This window comes from Brachybacterium sp. AOP24-D1-21, from assembly GCF_052378665.1.
In the GTDB taxonomy this organism is placed as follows: domain Bacteria; phylum Actinomycetota; class Actinomycetes; order Actinomycetales; family Dermabacteraceae; genus Brachybacterium.
The window spans coordinates 236,244-253,221 of the sequence record NZ_JBQSXX010000001.1 but is presented as its reverse complement, the minus strand read 5'-3'; the positions used below and the strand labels follow the sequence as shown (position 1 = coordinate 253,221).

16 protein-coding genes are annotated in these 16,978 nt (G+C 70.8%); 11 read left to right on the top strand and 5 right to left on the bottom strand.

Annotated features, from left to right (window positions below; all coding sequences use genetic code 11):
* The first annotated feature begins 105 nt into the window (after nt 1-105).
* Entirely contained in the window at nt 106-1,452 is a 1,347-nt protein-coding gene (glmM, locus tag ACT3UF_RS01230) for a phosphoglucosamine mutase (protein WP_442332221.1), read from the top strand.
* A gap of 153 nt (nt 1,453-1,605) precedes the next feature.
* On the opposite strand, the gene coaA is transcribed toward glmM, so the two are convergent.
* Nucleotides 1,606-2,562, bottom strand: a complete 957-nt coding sequence (coaA, locus tag ACT3UF_RS01225; RefSeq protein WP_441444941.1) for a type I pantothenate kinase — start codon at nt 2,560-2,562, stop codon at nt 1,606-1,608.
* Nucleotides 2,563-2,798: 236 nt separating this feature from the next.
* On the opposite strand from coaA, the gene glmS reads away from it, so the two are divergent.
* The 7 genes from glmS to ACT3UF_RS01190 are packed head-to-tail and all read left to right on the top strand — an operon-like array spanning nt 2,799 to nt 9,760.
* The gene (gene glmS, locus ACT3UF_RS01220; RefSeq protein ID WP_442332222.1) at nt 2,799-4,667 is read left to right on the top strand and encodes a glutamine--fructose-6-phosphate transaminase (isomerizing); all 1,869 of its coding nucleotides are present in this window, start codon (nt 2,799-2,801) and stop codon (nt 4,665-4,667) included.
* 45 nt (nt 4,668-4,712) lie between these two features.
* Complete coding sequence (locus tag ACT3UF_RS01215; protein ID WP_441444943.1) at nt 4,713-5,180, top strand: holo-ACP synthase; 468 nt, start codon at nt 4,713-4,715, stop codon at nt 5,178-5,180.
* Nucleotides 5,177-6,748 (top strand): NAD(P)H-hydrate dehydratase, encoded by a 1,572-nt coding sequence (locus tag ACT3UF_RS01210; RefSeq protein WP_444502111.1) that lies wholly within the window; start codon nt 5,177-5,179, stop codon nt 6,746-6,748. The genes ACT3UF_RS01215 and ACT3UF_RS01210 overlap by 4 nt, the downstream gene beginning before the upstream one ends.
* 13 nt (nt 6,749-6,761) lie before the next feature.
* Nucleotides 6,762-7,934: an alanine racemase gene (gene alr, locus ACT3UF_RS01205; RefSeq protein WP_441444945.1), complete on the top strand. Its 1,173-nt coding sequence runs from the start codon at nt 6,762-6,764 to the stop codon at nt 7,932-7,934.
* The gene (tsaE, locus tag ACT3UF_RS01200) at nt 7,931-8,506 is read left to right on the top strand and encodes a tRNA (adenosine(37)-N6)-threonylcarbamoyltransferase complex ATPase subunit type 1 TsaE (RefSeq protein ID WP_441444946.1); all 576 of its coding nucleotides are present in this window, start codon (nt 7,931-7,933) and stop codon (nt 8,504-8,506) included. The genes alr and tsaE overlap by 4 nt, the downstream gene beginning before the upstream one ends.
* Nucleotides 8,506-9,225: a tRNA (adenosine(37)-N6)-threonylcarbamoyltransferase complex dimerization subunit type 1 TsaB gene (gene tsaB, locus ACT3UF_RS01195; protein WP_441444947.1), complete on the top strand. Its 720-nt coding sequence runs from the start codon at nt 8,506-8,508 to the stop codon at nt 9,223-9,225. Before tsaE ends, tsaB begins: the two co-directional genes overlap by 1 nt.
* Nucleotide 9,226: 1 nt before the next feature.
* Nucleotides 9,227-9,760, top strand: a complete 534-nt coding sequence (locus tag ACT3UF_RS01190) for a GNAT family N-acetyltransferase (RefSeq protein WP_441444948.1) — start codon at nt 9,227-9,229, stop codon at nt 9,758-9,760.
* Here the strand turns inward: ACT3UF_RS01190 and ACT3UF_RS01185 are convergent.
* Together ACT3UF_RS01185 and ACT3UF_RS01180 are read right to left on the bottom strand one after the other, a co-directional pair.
* The gene (locus tag ACT3UF_RS01185; RefSeq protein WP_442332224.1) at nt 9,757-11,469 is read right to left on the bottom strand and encodes a hypothetical protein; all 1,713 of its coding nucleotides are present in this window, start codon (nt 11,467-11,469) and stop codon (nt 9,757-9,759) included. The two genes, ACT3UF_RS01190 and ACT3UF_RS01185, sit on opposite strands and share 4 nt — an antisense overlap.
* On the bottom strand, nt 11,454-12,443 hold the full coding sequence (locus tag ACT3UF_RS01180; protein WP_441444950.1) for an ABC transporter ATP-binding protein: 990 nt from the start codon (nt 12,441-12,443) through the stop codon (nt 11,454-11,456). The genes ACT3UF_RS01185 and ACT3UF_RS01180 overlap by 16 nt, the downstream gene beginning before the upstream one ends.
* Before the next feature lie 180 nt (nt 12,444-12,623).
* On the opposite strand from ACT3UF_RS01180, the gene ACT3UF_RS01175 reads away from it, so the two are divergent.
* Nucleotides 12,624-14,114: an AI-2E family transporter gene (locus tag ACT3UF_RS01175; RefSeq protein ID WP_444502110.1), complete on the top strand. Its 1,491-nt coding sequence runs from the start codon at nt 12,624-12,626 to the stop codon at nt 14,112-14,114.
* Between the two features lie 169 nt (nt 14,115-14,283).
* Here ACT3UF_RS01175 and greA read toward each other — a convergent pair whose 3' ends face one another.
* Together greA and ACT3UF_RS01165 are read right to left on the bottom strand one after the other, a co-directional pair.
* The gene (gene greA, locus ACT3UF_RS01170) at nt 14,284-14,775 is read right to left on the bottom strand and encodes a transcription elongation factor GreA (protein ID WP_441444952.1); all 492 of its coding nucleotides are present in this window, start codon (nt 14,773-14,775) and stop codon (nt 14,284-14,286) included.
* A gap of 205 nt (nt 14,776-14,980) precedes the next feature.
* Entirely contained in the window at nt 14,981-15,373 is a 393-nt protein-coding gene (locus tag ACT3UF_RS01165) for a DUF4307 domain-containing protein (RefSeq protein ID WP_441444953.1), read from the bottom strand.
* A 217-nt stretch (nt 15,374-15,590) separates the two neighbouring features.
* On the opposite strand from ACT3UF_RS01165, the gene mca reads away from it, so the two are divergent.
* Together mca and ACT3UF_RS01155 are read left to right on the top strand one after the other, a co-directional pair.
* The gene (gene mca, locus ACT3UF_RS01160; RefSeq protein ID WP_441444954.1) at nt 15,591-16,502 is read left to right on the top strand and encodes a mycothiol conjugate amidase Mca; all 912 of its coding nucleotides are present in this window, start codon (nt 15,591-15,593) and stop codon (nt 16,500-16,502) included.
* Nucleotides 16,499-16,960 (top strand): hypothetical protein, encoded by a 462-nt coding sequence (locus ACT3UF_RS01155; RefSeq protein ID WP_441444955.1) that lies wholly within the window; start codon nt 16,499-16,501, stop codon nt 16,958-16,960. Before mca ends, ACT3UF_RS01155 begins: the two co-directional genes overlap by 4 nt.
* Nucleotides 16,961-16,978: the final 18 nt, after the last annotated feature.

The window sequence follows — 16,978 nt, the reverse complement described above, 5'->3', positions numbered from 1 at the left end:
GGGTAGTCTCACAGCGGACCTCCGGCACGGAACCTGCACGCGGCACGCCCGCACGGCAGTGCTCACGGGGGCCCGCAGACCCCGAATCCTCATGAGGAGAATCCTGTGGCACGACTTTTCGGCACCGACGGAGTGCGCGGACGCGCGAACGGTGACATCACTGCGGAGCTCGCGGTCGAGCTGTCCGTGGGCGCGGCCCACGTGCTGGGCACCCTAGGGGCCTTCGGCGGCACCCGGCCCCGCGCGATCGTCGCCCGCGACACCCGCCCCTCCGGCGACTTCCTCTCCGCCGCGGTCTGCGCAGGCTTGGCCGCCGCCGGAGTCGACGTGTTCGACGCCGAGGTGCTCCCCACCCCCGGCCTCGCGTACCTCGTGCAGTCCACCGGTGCGGATCTTGGCGTGATGATCTCCGCCTCCCACAACCCGGCGCCGGACAACGGCATCAAGTTCTTCGCCCGTGGCGGCACCAAGCTGCCCGATGAGGTCGAGGACGCCATCGAGGCGCGCCTCGGTGAGGAATGGGACCGCCCCCAGGGCACCGACGTCGGCACCATCTCGCGCTACGACGGCGCGGTCGAGGCCTACGTCCAGCACCTCGTCTCCACCCTGGACCGACCCCTGGACGGCCTGACCGTGGTCGCGGACTGCGCCAACGGCGCCGCCTATCTCACCGGCCCCGACGCCCTGCGTCGCGCCGGCGCGACCGTGCACGTGATCGGCGACCGCAGCGACGGCGGCCTGATCAACGACGGCGTGGGCTCCACCCACCTCGAGCCGCTGCAGGCCGCGGTGCTCGAGCACGGCGCGGACATCGGCGTCGCCTTCGACGGCGACGCGGACCGCTGCCTCGCAGTCGCCGCCGACGGCGAGATCATCGACGGCGACCAGATCATGGCGATCCTCGCGCTGGACCTCAAGGAGCGAGGCAAGCTGCATGACGGCACCCTGGTGGTGACCGTGATGAGCAATCTCGGCCTCAAGCTCGCGATGAAGGAGCACGGGATCGTGCTCGGCCAGACGGGCGTGGGCGACCGCTACGTGCTCGAGGAGATGAACCTCGGCGGCTACTCCATCGGCGGCGAGCAGTCCGGGCACGTGATCATCGCCGAGCACGCCACCACCGGCGACGGCGAGCTCACCGCCCTGCACCTGATGCAGCGGATGGCCGAGACCGGCCGCACCGCCCGGGACCTCGCGAACGTGATGACCCGGCTCCCGCAAGCGCTCATCAACGTCAAGAACATCGACAAGGCCAAGGCCACCATCGACCGCGGGGTCGCCGACGCCGTCGCCGCAGTGGAGCAGGAGCTGGGGGAGACCGGCCGGGTGCTGCTGCGCCCCTCCGGCACCGAGCCCGTCGTGCGCGTCATGGTCGAGGCCCCCACCGATGAGCAGGCCACCGAGATGGCCGAGCGCCTCGCCGTCATCGTCCGGGAGCGCGTGGGTCTCTGACCCTCTCCGGTCTCGGGGCACGCCCGTCGAGAACGCGGATTCCTGCCAGAAACGGATGGGATCGGTGGTCTCGGCGGGCGTGTCGCGTGAGGGGTCCCGTGATCGGGGGGTGTCTCGCTGTCAGGGGTCTATGCGCGATGACAACCGGGCCGCTCACACCTTCCGCAGCAGCACCGAGTGGACGCGGTGCTGGCCGTCCTTGCGCAGCACCAGGTCGGCGCGGCCCCGGGTGGGGACTACGTTCTCGGTGAGGTTCGGGCCGTTGATCGAGCGCCAGATCCCCAGCGCCGTCTCCTTGGCCTCCTCGTCGGTGAGCTCCGCGTAGCGGCGGAAGTAGGAGCGGGGGTTGGAGAAGGCGGTGCGCCGCAGCTGCAGGAAGCGGTCCACGTACCAGCGCTGCACGTCCTCCATCCGCGCATCGACGTAGACGGAGAAGTCGAAGAAGTCCGAGACGGCCATCCCGAGGCGGCCGTCGCGGCGGGGACGGGCCGGCTGCAGCACGTTCAGCCCCTCGACGATCAGCACGTCGGGCTGCTCGACCACCACGCGCTCGTCCTTGAGGATGTCGTAGGTCAGGTGGGAGTAGATCGGCGCTTCGACGCGCTCGTGCCCGGCCTTCACGTCGGCGACGAAGCGCAGCAGGCGGCGCCGGTCGTAGCTCTCGGGGAAGCCTTTGCGCTGCATGATGCCCCGCGCCTCGAGCTCGGCGTTGGGGTAGAGGAATCCGTCGGTGGTCACCAGCTGCACCCGCGGGGTATCCGGCCAGCGGGCCATCAGCTCCCGGAGCAGTCGGGCGGTGGTGGACTTGCCGACCGCCACTGAGCCGGCCACTCCGATCACGTACGGGGTGCGCTGCTGGTGCTGATCGAGGAAGTCCTCGCGGTTCCGGCGCAGCGCCTGGGCGGCGGCGACCTGGATGTTCAACAGGCGCGAGATCGGCCGATAGACGGCGTCGACCTCCTGCAGGTCGAGTCGATCGCCGAGGCCGCGCAGCCGGGTGACGTCCTCCTCGGACAGCGGCAGCGGGGTCTGCTGCGAGAGCCGTGCCCAGTCCTCCCGGGGGATCTCCTCGAAAGGAGTGACGGTGCTCGACGTCGACGCAGACTTCATGGGGTGATTGTTCCAGCTCGCGGTGCGGGCCCGGGCCACGGGTGCGGCGTGGTGCGACTCGGGCGGAGCGCAGGCGAGAGGCGGTCAGCTCCGCGCATGAATGCCTGCTCATTTCTGCTCACTATGTGCAGCCATTGGCCATGGCTGCGCGCCGGGGTCCGCCATCGTGAGGAAGGCCTCTCACGGAATCCGCACGGGGAGTGCCGAACTCTCCCGCGATCATTAGCGTGAGCGGCATGTGTGGAATCGTCGGATATGCAGGCCCTCGGGCCAAGAGCCCCTCTTCCCGTCCGGTGGACGTCGCCCTTCAGGGCCTCGCTCGCCTCGAGTACCGCGGATATGACTCCTCGGGCGTGGCCGTGATCGATGACGGCTCCGTGCGCGTCACCAAGCGCGCCGGCAAGCTCGCGAACCTCCGCGAGGCGCTCCAGGACGCCGCCGAGACCACCGGCGGGGTCTCCATCGCCCATACCCGCTGGGCCACCCACGGAGCACCCACCGACCTCAACGCCCACCCCCACCTGGGCGGCCGCGAGGGGGAGCTGGCCGTGGTGCACAACGGCATCATCGAGAACTTCGCGAACCTCCGCGCCGAGCTCGAGGCCGACGGCTTCCGCTTCACCTCCGAGACCGACTCCGAGGCGGCCGCACACCTGATCGCCCGCGAGATGGAGCAGGCCGGGGACCTCACCGAGGCGATGCGCCGCAGCGCCGCCTCCCTCGAGGGTGCCTTCACCCTGCTGGCTGTGCACAAGGACGCCCCGGACACCGTGGTCGCCGCCCGCCGCAACTCCCCGCTGGTGGTGGGCCTCGGCGAGGGCGAGAACTTCCTCGGCTCGGACGTCGCCGCCTTCGTAGACTCCACCAAGGAGGCCCTCGAGATCGGCCAGGACCAGGTCGTCACCGTCACTGCGAACTCCGTGTCGATCATCGACTTCGACGGCAACGAGGTCACCGACGCCAAGCGATACACGATCGAGTGGGACGCCGCGGCCGCGCAGAAGGGCGGCTATGACTCCTTCATGGCCAAGGAGATCCACGAGCAGGCCAGCGCCGTCGCGGACACCCTGCGGGGCCGCCTCGAGGACGGCTCCCTGAAGCTCGACGAGATGGACATCGACCCCTCCGTGCTGCGCAGCATCGACAAGATCGTCGTGGTCGCGTGCGGCACCGCCGCGAATGCCGGCGCCGTCGCGAAGTACGCGATCGAGCACTGGTGCCGCATCCCCACCGAGGTCGAGCTCGCCCACGAGTTCCGCTACCGCGACCCCGTGGTCACCGAGAAGACGCTCGTCGTCGCGATCTCCCAGTCCGGCGAGACCATGGACACCCTGATGGCTGTGCGCCACGCCCGGGAACAGGGCGCGAAGGTCATCGCGATCTGCAACACCCGCGGCTCGACCATCCCGCGCGAGGCGGATGCGGCGCTGTACCTGCACGTCGGCCCCGAGATCGCGGTCGCCTCCACCAAGGCATACCTCGGCCAGATCGCGGCCTGCTACCTGCTGGGCCTGTTCCTCGCCCAGGTGCGCGGCAACCTCTACCCCGACGAGATCGCGGCGCTGATGGGCGACCTCGAGCAGCTCCCGGACCAGATCCAGCAGGTGCTGGACAACTCCGCACAGGTCGAGCAGCTCGCCCGCGACATGAAGGACGCCACCAGCGTGCTCTTCCTGGGCCGCCACGTCGGCTACCCGACGGCGATGGAGGGCGCGCTCAAGCTCAAGGAGATCGCCTACATCCACGCCGAAGGCTTCGCCGCCGGGGAGCTCAAGCACGGCCCGATCGCCCTGGTCGAGGAGGGACAGCCGGTGTTCGTCATCGTGCCCTCCCCGAACGGCCGTCACTCCCTGCACTCCAAGGTGGTCTCGAACATCCAGGAGGTGCGCGCCCGCGGCGCCCGCACCCTGGTGATCGCCGAGGAGGGCGACGATGCGGTGCTGCCCTATGCCGATGTGGTGATCCGGGTGCCCGCCACCCGCACCCTCTTCGCCGCGCTGCTGACCGTCATCCCGCTGCAGATCTTCTCCTGCGAGCTGGCGACGGCGAAGGGCCTGGATGTGGATCAGCCGCGCAACCTCGCCAAGTCCGTCACCGTGGAGTGAGCCGGCACTCCCGCTCAGCCCAGGCGGGGGTGTGATACTGCCGGGGTGAGCACTTCTCCGACTGCATCGCCGACGCCCGGCCCCGATCACAGCTTCGGGGGCCGGGCGTTCGCGCCCCAGGATGATGGCACCATCGCGGGCGTCGGCATCGACGTGGTGGGGATCGCGCGCCTGACCGCGATGCTGGAGCGCACCCCCGCCCTGCTCGACCGGCTGCTGACCCCGTCAGAACGCCATCTCTCCGCCGCCTCGCGCGCCGCCCGGGTCGCGGCCAAGGAGGCCGTGGGCAAGGCCCTCGGCGCTCCAGGCGATTTCTCCTGGCAGGACGTCACCGTCGAGCGCACCGAGGTGCGCCGCCCGTACCTGCGCCTGCGCGGTGCCACCCTGCGGGCCGCCGAGGCCCAGGGCGTGGCCCACCTGCACCTGTCCCTCTCTCACGACGGGGACGTCGCCACCGCGATCGTCGTCGCCGAACGCGGGGTCGGTACCGGCGACGGAAGCAGGCTCCCGTGATCTGCGGGCACACCGCGGCGGCGGTGCGTGCGGCGGAGGCGCCGCTGCTGGCGGCGGGGGAGCCGCTCATGCTCCGCGCCGCCCGCGCCCTGGCCGGCCACGTCGCGGCCCGACTGGGTGCCCCTGACACCAGCAGTCCGGACGTGCCCCGGGTGCTGGTCCTCGTCGGCGCTGGTGCCAACGGCGGCGACGGGCTCCATGCCGCCGCGATGCTTCGCGCCGACGGCATCCACGCCGACGCGATCGCCACTGCAGATCGCCTCCACGACGAGGGGGCCGCTGCGCTGCGCGAGCAGGGAGGCGAGATCCTCCCGCTGGCCGACACCGCACCCGGCATGCTCCAGGACACGCTGGCCCGGACCACGCTGGTGCTCGATGCGATTCTCGGCATCGGTGGCCGCCCCGAGGTCCCCGCCGACCTCCTCCCGCTGCTGGCGGTGGTGCGGGGGAGCGGAGTCCCCGTGATCGCGGTCGACCTGCCGAGCTTCGTCGACGCCACCACCGGACAGGCCGCCGACGAGGCCCTGCACGCCACCGAGACCGTCACCTTCGGAGCGGTCAAAGCCGGGCTGCTGCTGCCCGGCGGCGCCGAGCGCGCCGGCATCCTCCACCTCGTGGACCTCGGCCTCGGCCCGCACCTGCCCGCCCCCGCTGTGCTGCGTCTCGAAGACGCCGACGCCCGTGGCCTGCTGCCGCAGCCGGGGCGGGACGCCACCAAGTACACCCGCGGGGTGGTCGCGCTCGCAGCCGGCAGCGAGCAGTACCCGGGCGCGGCGGTGCTCGCCGTGTCCGGCGCGGCGCGGGCTGGGGCCGGGATGGTCCGCTGCCTCGCCCCGCAGACGGTGCTCGACCTGGTGCTGCGCGAGCGGCCGGAAGTGGTCGGGCACCGGGTCGAGCGCGCCCAGGGCGGGCCGGACGCGGCGGACCTCACCGCCGTCGGCCGCACCGACGCGCTGGTCGTCGGCCCCGGGCTCGGACCTGAGGACCCTCGTGCGGCTGCGGGCGTGAACTGCCTGCGCGCGGGAGACGGCGCGGAAGACGGCGCGGGAGATGGCACGGGAGATGGCGCGAGAGAGAAGACGATCGCACGCGGCGCGATCGACGCGGGCGCCCTTGGCACGATCACTCCGGAGCACCGCTTCGGCACCGACGTGGTCCTCACCCCGCACCGCGGGGAGGCCGAACGGCTCGCCAGCCGCCTGGGCCTGGACCCCGACCTGCCGGGCGTGCTCCTCGCCCCCGCCCTCGCGAGCGCCACCGGCGCCACCGTGCTGCTGAAGGGCGCGATCACGCTCGTCGCCCCCGGGGATGGTGGACCGCTGAGGGCCCAGGACGATGCGACCCCGATGCTCGCGACCGCCGGCACCGGGGACGTGCTCGCCGGGGTGCTCGGCACCCTTCTCGCTGCGGGGCTTCCCGGGCCGGATGCTGCTGCGCTCGCCGCGATCCTCCACGGCCGCGCCGGCCGACTCGCCTCGCACGACGGCCTGCACCCTCTGGTCGCCCTCGAGGTGGCCTCACACCTGCCCGCCGCGATCGGGACTATCCTGGCAGGCGCCCAGCCGTGATCCAAGGAGCCCGATGACCATCCCGATCCCTGCCGAGGACCCTCGGCACGTGCCCAACCGGGCCGTGATCGACCCCTCGGCGATCACGCAGAACACGCGTGCCCTGGGCACCCTGCTCGAGGAGCAGACGGCGCTGATGGCGGTGGTCAAGGCCGACGGCTATGGGCACGGCATGCTCACCGCGGCCCGCGCCGCGATCGAGGGTGGTGCGACCTGGCTGGGCGTCGCCCACCCCGCGAGCGCGCTCGCACTCGCCCGGGCCGGACTCGATGCGCAGATCCTCACCTGGCTCTACGAGCCGCACACCGCGCGCACTGTGCTGCCCGAGGTGCTCAGCTCCGGCGTGGACGTCTCCGTCGGCTCCCCGGAGATGCTGGCGCTGGTCGCCGAGGCGGCCCGGCAGGCCGACCGCCGCGCCCGCGTGCACCTGAAGATCGACACCGGGATGGGACGCAACGGCGTGCTGCCCTGGCAGATCCGGGAGATCGGCGCCGCCATGCGGGAGGACGATTTCATCCAGGTCGCCGGCGCCTGGACCCACCTCACCACGGCGGATGACCCCTCCGATCCGTCGACCGATCAGCAGGTGGAGCTGTACGACTCCGCCTGCGCGGCGCTCGCCGAGGAGGTCGGTCCGATCCCGCTGCAGCACATCGCGAACTCTGCAGCCACCCTCACACGCCCGGATCTGCACCGCGACATCGTGCGGCCCGGCATCGCGCTGTACGGCTACCCGCCGGTGCCCACAGATGTGCCGCTGCGCCCGGCGATGACCCTGACCAGCCGCCTCGCGCTGGTCAAAGAGGTGCCGGAGGGGCAGAGCATCGGCTACGGCCGTCTCCGTGCCACCGACCGCCCCACCTGCCTGGGGCTGGTGCCGATCGGCTATGCCGACGGACTCCACCGCGCCGCCAGCGACCGCTGCGACGTGATCGTGCGCACCGAGTCCGGGGACCGTCGGGCCCCGCAGGTGGGCCGCATCAGCATGGACCAGATCGTCATCGACCTGGGCCCGGGGACGGACGCGCGTGCGGGCGACGAGGTGTTCCTCTTCGGCGACGCGGGCGGCGCCCCGAACGATCCCGCCGCCTCGACCGCTGACGACTGGGCGCGTGCCGCCGGCACGATCCCCTACGAGGTCCTCACCTCCGTCTCCGGACGCGTCACCCGCGAGGTGCGCTCATGAGCGATGCGCGCAGGGGAGCACTGCCCGTGCGCACCCGCGACGCCGACGGGACCCGCACGGTCGCCCGGGCGCTGGCCGCGGTGCTGCAGCCCGGAGACCTGCTGGTGCTCGACGGCCCTCTCGGCGCCGGCAAGACCACCTTCACCCAGGGCCTGGGTGCCGGACTGGGCGTGCGCGGGCCCGTCGCCTCCCCGACCTTCGTCATCGAACGGGTCCACCCGAGCCTCGGCGCGGGCCCCGACCTCGTCCATGTGGACGCCTATCGCCTCGGCGGGGGCGGAGAGATCGACGACCTCGACCTCGAAGCAGATCTCGACCGCGCCGTCACGGTCGTGGAGTGGGGCCGGGACCGGGTCGAGCACCTCGTGGACTCATACCTGATGGTCGAGCTCGAACGCCCGGACCATGTCGACGATCCGCACGACCCCGACGAACCGCGCACCCTGCTGCTGACCCCGCACGGCCCTCGCTGGGACGAGCCGGCGATCACCCGCCTCGAGGCGGCGCTGGCCACCATCACCGGCCCCGACGGGATCGCCGAGGCCGCCGAATCCTTCGAGGAGAACCGCTGATGCTGCTGGGAATCGACACCTCCGGGGCGGTGAGCGTCGCCATCGCGAGCGGTGAGCTCACCGGCCCTGCACCCGAGATCCTGCAGGTCCGCGCCGACGAGCGCTCCCGCCACCACGACGAGGTGCTGCTGGCCCTGATCGACGAGGCGATGCAGGCCGCGGGAGTGGAGCGGTCCGAGCTCACCGGCGTCGTGGTGGGCCGTGGCCCCGGCCCCTTCACCGGCCTGCGGGTGGGGCTGGTCTCGGCTCGCTCGATCGCTGCAGTGCTCGGGGTACCGCTGCACGGGCTCAGCTCCCTCGACGGCCTCGCCCACCAGGCGCTCGCAGAGCTCGACCCCGCCCAGGAAGGGGCCGCGCATGACGGCACCGTCACCGTCGGGGTGGCCCTCGACGCCCGTCGCCGCGAGGTCTACCACGCCCGCTATCGCCGGGAGGCGAGCGGTGAGGTCACCCGGATCTCCGAGCCGGCGGTCGATGCCCCGGCGGCGGTCGCCGACGAGCTCACCGCCTGCGACATCCTGGTCGGCTCCGGAACCGGGATCTACCCGGACCTGCTGCCCGCCACCGCGGAGCTGGTGCATGTCGATGCAGGGCATCTGCTGCTCGCCGCCGCCGCGCTGACCGCGCGGGGCGTGGATCTCAGCAGCACCGAGCCGATGTACCTGCGCGAGCCGGATGCGGCCAAGCCCACCGCACGCAAGAGCGCCCTGGGTCGCTGACGTGACCGGCCCCGCAGTCCCGCCCGCCGTGCCCTCCGGCGAGCCGGCTGTCGACCCCGCCTGGGCGCTGCGCCCGGCGAATATCGAGGACGTCGAGGAGATCGCGTTCGCCGAGCTCGAGCTGTTCCCCGACGAGGCCTGGAACGTCTTCCAGCTCGCCGCCGAGATCGAGCACCCTGACCGTCGCTACGTCATCGCCGCGGCCGGGCCGCAGGGGAACGGCGAGCTGCTCGGGTACGCCGGGATCATGCTCGCCGGAGACATCGCCGACCTGCACACCATCGGCACCCGCCGCGAGGGCGCCGGCATCGGCCGGGCGCTGCTGAACTGGTGCCAGGAGCAGGCACAGGAAGGCGGCGCCGAGCGGATGCTGCTCGAGGTGCGGGAGGACAACACTCGGGCGCGCGCGTTCTACGCGGCTGCCGGGTACCGGGAGATCGACCGTCGGCGCGGCTACTACCGGATCCGCGGCCGACGGATCGATGCGCTGGTGATGGAACGCGACCTCTCCCAGAGCCCGCGGGCCACTCGCTAGACGTGGTTGCGGACCTTCTGGAACACATCCGGGTAGCGTGCGTCCAGCCGCACCACGGCGATCCGCAGACCCACCAGGAACACGACCACACCGGCCACCAGCGCGAGCACCCCCGCGAGCAGGGTGAGGGCGAGGCTGCCTGAGACGGCACCCCAGATGCCCACGCCGATCGCCGGGATCAGCGGCACGAACACCCCCACCATCGCCACGGTCATCGCGACCATCGCGTTCGAGCTCGAGGCGGACTTGTCCTTCATCGGGTTGGTGCCGGGAGGCGAGCTCGGATAGGGGAGCAGCACGCCGGTCACCATCGAGATGCCCCAGCCGCAGGCCATCGCCCCCAGCGAGATCATCACCGTCATCGGCATCAGGTCCGCCATCCCGTACAGGAGCGGGATCGCGATCGTCGCCACCACCACGCCGGGCACCATGAGCACCGCCATCGCGGCGATGCGGCCGGTCAGGTTTGCGCGGGAGGGCAGTCCGGTGACGATGTTGACCCATCCCGAGGGACCGTCGAAACCGATCTCGTTGGCCAGGCTGATCCCGCTCATCCCGCACATGAGGATCGTCATCGCGAGCATCATCGGTCGTGATTCCGGGAGCATGAACCCCATCGCCACGAAGAACACGATGATCACCGGATAGATGCCGAGGGCCGCGAGATAGCGGGTGTCGCGGCGCCAGTAGCGCAGCGACTTGCCCATCACCGCGCCGAAGGCGCTCGGGGCGATGAAGCGCGGCACCAGCGGGGAGACCTTGGTGTTCCCCGAGGAGGCATCCCCGGTGAGCGCCGAGGTGAGGGAGAGATCGATCGAACGTCGCCACCACAGCCACACCAGCGCGATGGTGACCGCCCCGATCAGGGCCCGGACGAGCGCGGTGAGCACCCGGCCCTCGGCGAGATCCATCGGTACGGCGAAGAGCGCGCCGACGGGGGTCCATGCGAGCGCCTCGACGACCGTGGGCATCATGCGCCCCAGCAGGGTGAAGTCGAGATCGGAGACGCGCTGCATGCCCAGCGAGAAGCCGTAGATCACAATGAACATGAGCAGGAAGCCGAGGATCCCGCCCACCTCACGCCCGCTGCGCGAGGAGGCGCGGCTCGCCGAATGCGCGAACCAGGCGCGAGGCAGCAGCAGGCACAGGGCGAAGGCGGCGAGATTCGCCGGCACCAGGGCGAGCGCACCCAGGATGATCCATGCAGCGCCCTGGCCGAACACGATCAGCCACAGCAGTTCGAACCCGGTCGCGATCGCAACCGCGAGCAGCGTGAAGAGGCTGGGCAGGCTCAGCGCTGCAGCGGCGAACATGCCGGGCTGGAGCTCCTTCGCGCTGCGGGGGAAGAGCGCGAAGGCCCGCGCATCGAGGGTGTCGTCGAGGCCGAAGGCGACCACCGGGATCAGGAACCACAGCAGCACGGCCAGAGCCCCCAGGCCCCGCACGATCAGCGGGAAGGTCGAGCCCTCCCCAGCCCAAAGCGTGGTGCCCAGGAACAGGAACACCAGGCCCACCAGGGCGCCGAGGGTGTACAGCACACCGAAGATGGTGCCGACCAGCTTGCCGACGTTCTTGCGGTAGGACCGCTTCCACAGCGTCCACTTGAGCGTCAGCTGCAGGCGGATCAGGTGCTTCTGCGAGATCGCACCGTGGTGGACGTCCGTTGCTGAGGCGGTCGCTGCGTGCTCGCTGCTCAGGACTCCAACCACGACAGGCTCCCCTCCGCGACGTCGCCGCCGCCGACCAGGTCGATGAAGGTCTGGACCAGGCTGCCGCCGTGACGGACCTCGTCCAGAGTGCCGTCGGCCAGCAGTTCGCCCTGGGCGATGATGGCGACGTGGCTGCACAGACCCTCGACCAGCTCCATGACGTGGCTGGACAGCACCACGGTGCCGCCACCGTCGACATAGGCGGTGAGGATCTTGCGGATCACCTGCGCGGAGACCGGATCGACCGCCTCGAGCGGCTCGTCCAGCACCAGCATCCGGGGCGCATGCAGCAGTGCGCTGGCCAGCAGGATCTTTTTGGTCATGCCGGCGGAATAGTCCACGACGAGCTTGCCGTCCTCTCCGGCGAGGTCCAGTGCGGTCAGCAGTGACTCCATCCGCTCCTCGACCACGTCGGCCTTCATCCCGCGCACCAGGCCGACATAGGTGAGCAGCTCCCGACCGGTCAGCCGGTCGAAGGTGCGCAGCCCGTCGGCGAGCACCCCGAGCAGGGCCTTGGCCTGCTGCGGCTCGGCCCACATGTCGTGCCCGAGCACATGGGCGGTGCCTCCGTCCGGGCGCAGCAGCCCGGTGGCCATCGACAGCGTGGTCGTCTTTCCCGCCCCGTTCGGGCCCACGATCCCGTAGAAGGAGCCGCGGGGGACATCCAGGGAGATCCCATGCACGACCTCCGTCTTGTCGAAGGACTTCCGCAGGCCTCGGATCGACAGCGCGCTCCGCTCCGGGATCGCCGCGTCGGCAGCGATCGGCGCGGCGACCCCGTGGACCGGCTGCGATGCGGGGGCCGCCCCGTAGGGAGCAGGGTCCATCCCTGAAGGGCCGGCGGCCATCCCTGAAGGAGCGGGAGTCATTCCGGAAGGAGCGGGGGTCACTCCGGAAGGAGCGGGGGCCGCCTGGGAGGGCGGCGCGTGGGGGACCTCGAGATCAGGAGAGGAGGACGGGTGCTCACTGTGCATGGGATCACGGTAGTTCCCGCGAGGTCAGGCACATGCCCCCCGCTCGGTGAGTCAGGGGCCGACCTTCGTCGGTCCCGGTCCTGGTCTCGCTGTCGGTCCCGTTCCCGCGCTCGCGTGCGGATCTTCGAGCGTGCGTGATTAGGATGCCCCTGAGCCGCCGTGGCTCACGGAAGGAGTCCCATGTCGAAGCTGCGCGCCACCCCGAGGGCCTCGAGCCTCGCGCCGGAGGTCGAGGAGATCCCGCTGGGCGTTCGTCGAGCTGCGGCGTGGTCCTGGCGGCTCATCGTCGTCGTCGCTGCCGCCGCCCTGATCATCTGGGGGCTGCTGCAGATCACCACCATCGTGATCCCGGTGCTCATCGCCATCCTGCTCGCCGCGCTGCTGACGCCGATCGTCAAGGTCCTCACCCGCTACACCTTCCTCGGGCGAACTGCGGCCAGCGGCATCGCGCTGCTCGGTCTGCTGTTGGTGATCGCCGGGATGTTCACCCTCGCCGGACGGCAGCTGTTCGCACAGTTCGCGGATATCCAGGACAAGGCCGTCACGGGGTTCCAGGGCCTCGTGGAGTGGGCCACCACGACCTTCCAGATCGACCTGCCGATGATGAACGCAGCACTCGACGAGGGCCTCCAGCAGCTTGAGCAGTATTCCGGGCAGCTGGTCTCCGGAGCGCTCAGCACCGCTGCAGTGCTCGGCAACGTCGTCACCGGCATCCTGGTGGCGCTGTTCACCCTGTTCTTCCTGCTCTCGGGCGGTGCCGGGATCTGGCGCTGGGTGGTGGGCCTGCTGCCGCCCGCGGCCCGGGTCCCCACCCATGAAGCGTTCCGCCGGGGCTGGAAGGCGCTGTCGGCGTACATGCGCACCCAGATCCTGGTCGCCGCCGTGGACGCCATCGGCATCGCCATCGGCATGGTGGCGCTCGGGCTCGGCTCCTATGCGGTGCCGATCTGGCTGCTCGTGTTCCTGTTCTCCTTCATCCCACTGGTCGGCGCGATCCTCTCCGGCGTGATCGCCGTGCTGCTGGTGCTCGTGCTGAAGAGTTGGATCGGGGCGCTGATCATGCTCGCGATCGTGCTCGCAGTGCAGCAGATCGAGGGCAACGTGCTCCAGCCGTTCCTGATGGGCAAAGCTGTCGAGCTGCACCCCCTGGCGGTGTTCCTCGGAGTCGCCGGAGGCGCGATGATCGCCGGCATCCCCGGCGCGCTGTTCGCGATCCCGGTGATCGCCTTCGTCAACGCCACGCTGCTGTACGTGGTGGGCCGAGACCCGAGCCCGGATCTCGGAGAGGACAGGGCGAGCCGCGAGCATTTCGCCTCGCTCACCCGCAAACGAGCCCCCGCAGCGGGCGCGGAGAGCGGTGGCGGGATCAAGCTCGCGATCCCGAGCTTCGCCGCGCTGCGCCCCTCCACGGTGCGCCCGGCCGGCGCGGTCCGCGGAGGTGCGACCGCTCCCCGAGGCGCGGCCACCACCGGTGCTGCAGCCACCGCCGCGGCTCCTGTCACCGCCACTGCGACTCCTGCCACCACCACAGCGGGTTCCGATCCGGCTCCGGTGGATCCGGCCCCTGACGCGGACCTCCCGGCTTCCGGCACCCCCGTGGCCGACGCGGGAGGAGACGCGCCGCAGGACCCGCTACACGACCCGGCGCGCGAGGACCGCGACGGCATCTGAGCTCCACGCCCGCCCGCTCGGGCCCCGAGGCGCCCGGCCTGGGCGCCTGCCCCGGGCGGGCGCTCGTTGAATGCGTGAAAGAAGGCCCCCATCCCAGCAGCTGCCGGGACGGGGGCCTTCCTTCATGCTCTGCGCCCGCGATCTCGGGCGGCGGCTCACGCCGTGCGGGTCACGCCTTGTAGGGCGTGGCCGTCAGGATCTCGATCGAGAACGTCTTCCCGTTCGGCGCCGTGTACTCGACGGTGTCACCGACCCGGGAACCGTGGATCGCGCTGCCCAGCGGCGACTCCGAGGAGTACACCTCGAGGTCGTCGTCGCCGTCAGCGATCTCGCGGTTCCCCAGCAGGAAGGTGCGCTCCTTGCCGGCCATCGTGATGCCCACGACCATGCCGGGCTCGACCACGCCGTCGTCCTTCGGAGCCTCGCCGACCACGGCGTTCTTCAGCAGACGCTGGAGATCCGCGATCCGGGACTCCATCTTGCCCTGCTCTTCACGAGCGGCGTGATAGCCGCCGTTCTCCTTCAGGTCCCCCTCGTCACGAGCCGCAGCGATGCGCTCCGTGATCTCTGCGCGTGCCGGACCTTCGAGCTCCGCGAGCTCCTTGGTCAGGCGGTCGTACGCGTCCTGGGTGAGCCAGGCGCCATTAGGCTGGCTGCTCATGGGTTCACTCCTGTCGTCCTCGGTAGTGCGCATCGGGAAACGATCCCCATATACGCGAATCACGGGGCACATGTCCTCATGCGCCCCGTGTGCGGGTGATGATCAATCGGCGTCGAGCCGGTTTCGGAATACATTACACCGCGCAGAACGCTTTCCCGGGGATCCCCGGCACGTTTACGCGCATCGAGTAATCACCGCGGCCAGCTCACCGTGCGGAGCAGCTGACGACCTCTGCAGAGACCGCATCGCCCTGGGTCGAGATCTCGACGTGGTGCGCGGTGCGTCGATCCTCCTGGGCAGGGATCTCCGTCTCCACGAAACCGACCTGCGCACGGCCCTTGTTCAGCGCCTGGATACGGCAGCTCGCCTCCGTGCCCGGGTCCATGGTCACCATGAAGTCCACGCCGATCGAGTCATCGGCGAGATGCTCGTAGGAGAGCACCTCGGAACGGACCGGCGTGCTCGCGGCCTGGATCCCCACGTAGAGCACCACGGCCACGAACGCCGCGACAGCGAGCGCGAGGAGCACACGGGCGGTGCGTCGGCTGACGAGCGGCTTCCCATAGCGGTCGGCGTGCCGCTCCCTGACGTCGTTCATGGGGCCAGTCTCCCAGACCCTGTCCGGGTGCTCCCCGGGAGCGTCCGGAGAGGTGGGGAGGTGCCTGTCACGTCGTCCGGGAATCCCCGGTTCCTCCCGGTTCCACTCAGCGGGGGTGGCGTACGATCGGACGCTGGTGCACCCCACCGGCTCCGTGCAGAGCATGCGCACCGTCGCTGGGGGTCCCGACACCGTCCAGCCGCCTCCGAGGAGTCCCGTGACCGTCCAGCTGCCCGCTTCCGATGAACCACTGCGGATGGTGGCCGTCCACGCGCATCCGGACGACGAGTCGTCCAAGGGTGCCGGTTCGACTGCTCGATATGCGCGCGAGGGTGTCCAGGTCACGGTCATCACCTGCACCGGCGGTGAGCGCGGCGATGTCCTGAACCCGCGCCTGCGTGATGACCCGACCGTGACCGTCGAGGCCCTGCCCGGTATCCGTCGCCGGGAGATGGAGCGCGCCAAAGAGATCCTCGGCGTGGACCACGAGTGGCTGGGCTTCATCGATTCAGGGCTCCCCGAAGGCGACCCGCTGCCACCGCTGCCGGCCGGGAGCTTCGCCGCCACCCCAGTCGAGGAGGCGGTGCGCCCCCTGGTCGAGTCCGTGCGTCGCCTTCGCCCCCATGTCATGACCACGTATGACGAGAACGGCGGCTACCCGCATCCCGACCACATCCAGGTCAATCGGATCAGCGTGGCCGCTTTCGACCTCGCAGCGGACCCGGATTTCGCGCCCGAGCTGGGCGATCCCTGGTCGATCGCGAAGCTCTACTACATCAACGGCTTCCACCGGCAGCGGTTCTCGGCGGTCAGCCGGCACCTGCGCACCGAAGGAACGCCGAACGAGGAGCTCGATCAGATGCTCCAGCACTACGACGAGAGCCATGATCGGCTGCTCACCACGCGCATCGACGTCCGTGACTACCTCGCGGTGAGGGACGATGCATTGCGGGCGCACGCCACCCAGGTCGATCCCGAAGGGCCGTTCTTCCGCATCTCGCACGATGCCGAGACCGCGGCCTGGGGCACCGAGGACTACGAGCTGCACATCTCTCGGATCGGGGTCAAGCTTCCTGAGACCGACCTGTTCGCAGGGCTGCGGAACGAGACCATGGAGGCGCGCGCATGAACGGGGCACAGCTTCTGCTCGACGCCGGCCTGGTGTTCGCCGCCCCGAGCCCCTCCGACGGCGGAGAGCTCAACTCCGTCACCGTCTCGCCGGGGCTGCCGGGCTTCTTCGCGGCCTTCGTGCTGGCGGTGCTGGTGGTGCTGCTCGCGATCAGCATGACCCGCCATACCCGCCGGATCCAGGCCCAGGCACGGCTCAAGGAGCGGATCGAGGCCGAAGAGCGCGCCGAGGCCGAACAGGCGGCGGCGGAAGCCGACGGCGGGCCAGTGGATGCACAGTCGGTGGACGGACAGCCGGTGGAAACACAGCCGGTGGAATCTCAGCCGACGACGGACCAGTCGGCAAGCGAGCAGCCGGCGGAGGACCCATCGACGACGGACCAGTCGACCTCTGAGGCGAATGGCCCAGCGGGCGACCGCCCCGAGGGCGGGACCCGACCCTCCACCGAGGACCGCTGAGCGGCGACCGTCAGCTGA

Bases quoted from the DNA above. Each gene is read 5' to 3' on its own strand.
- tsaE (WP_441444946.1), top strand. From the start codon at position 7,931: ATGAGCGATGCGCGCAGGGGAGCACTGCCCGTGCGCACCCGCGACGCC.
- greA (WP_441444952.1), bottom strand. From the start codon at position 14,775: ATGAGCAGCCAGCCTAATGGCGCCTGGCTCACCCAGGACGCGTACGAC.
- ACT3UF_RS01155 (WP_441444955.1), top strand. From the start codon at position 16,499: ATGAACGGGGCACAGCTTCTGCTCGACGCCGGCCTGGTGTTCGCCGCC.
- ACT3UF_RS01165 (WP_441444953.1), bottom strand. From the start codon at position 15,373: ATGAACGACGTCAGGGAGCGGCACGCCGACCGCTATGGGAAGCCGCTC.
- coaA (WP_441444941.1), bottom strand. From the start codon at position 2,562: ATGAAGTCTGCGTCGACGTCGAGCACCGTCACTCCTTTCGAGGAGATC.
- ACT3UF_RS01175 (WP_444502110.1), top strand. From the start codon at position 12,624: ATGTCGAAGCTGCGCGCCACCCCGAGGGCCTCGAGCCTCGCGCCGGAG.
- ACT3UF_RS01180 (WP_441444950.1), bottom strand. From the start codon at position 12,443: ATGCACAGTGAGCACCCGTCCTCCTCTCCTGATCTCGAGGTCCCCCAC.
- alr (WP_441444945.1), top strand. From the start codon at position 6,762: ATGACCATCCCGATCCCTGCCGAGGACCCTCGGCACGTGCCCAACCGG.
- tsaB (WP_441444947.1), top strand. From the start codon at position 8,506: ATGCTGCTGGGAATCGACACCTCCGGGGCGGTGAGCGTCGCCATCGCG.
- glmS (WP_442332222.1), top strand. From the start codon at position 2,799: ATGTGTGGAATCGTCGGATATGCAGGCCCTCGGGCCAAGAGCCCCTCT.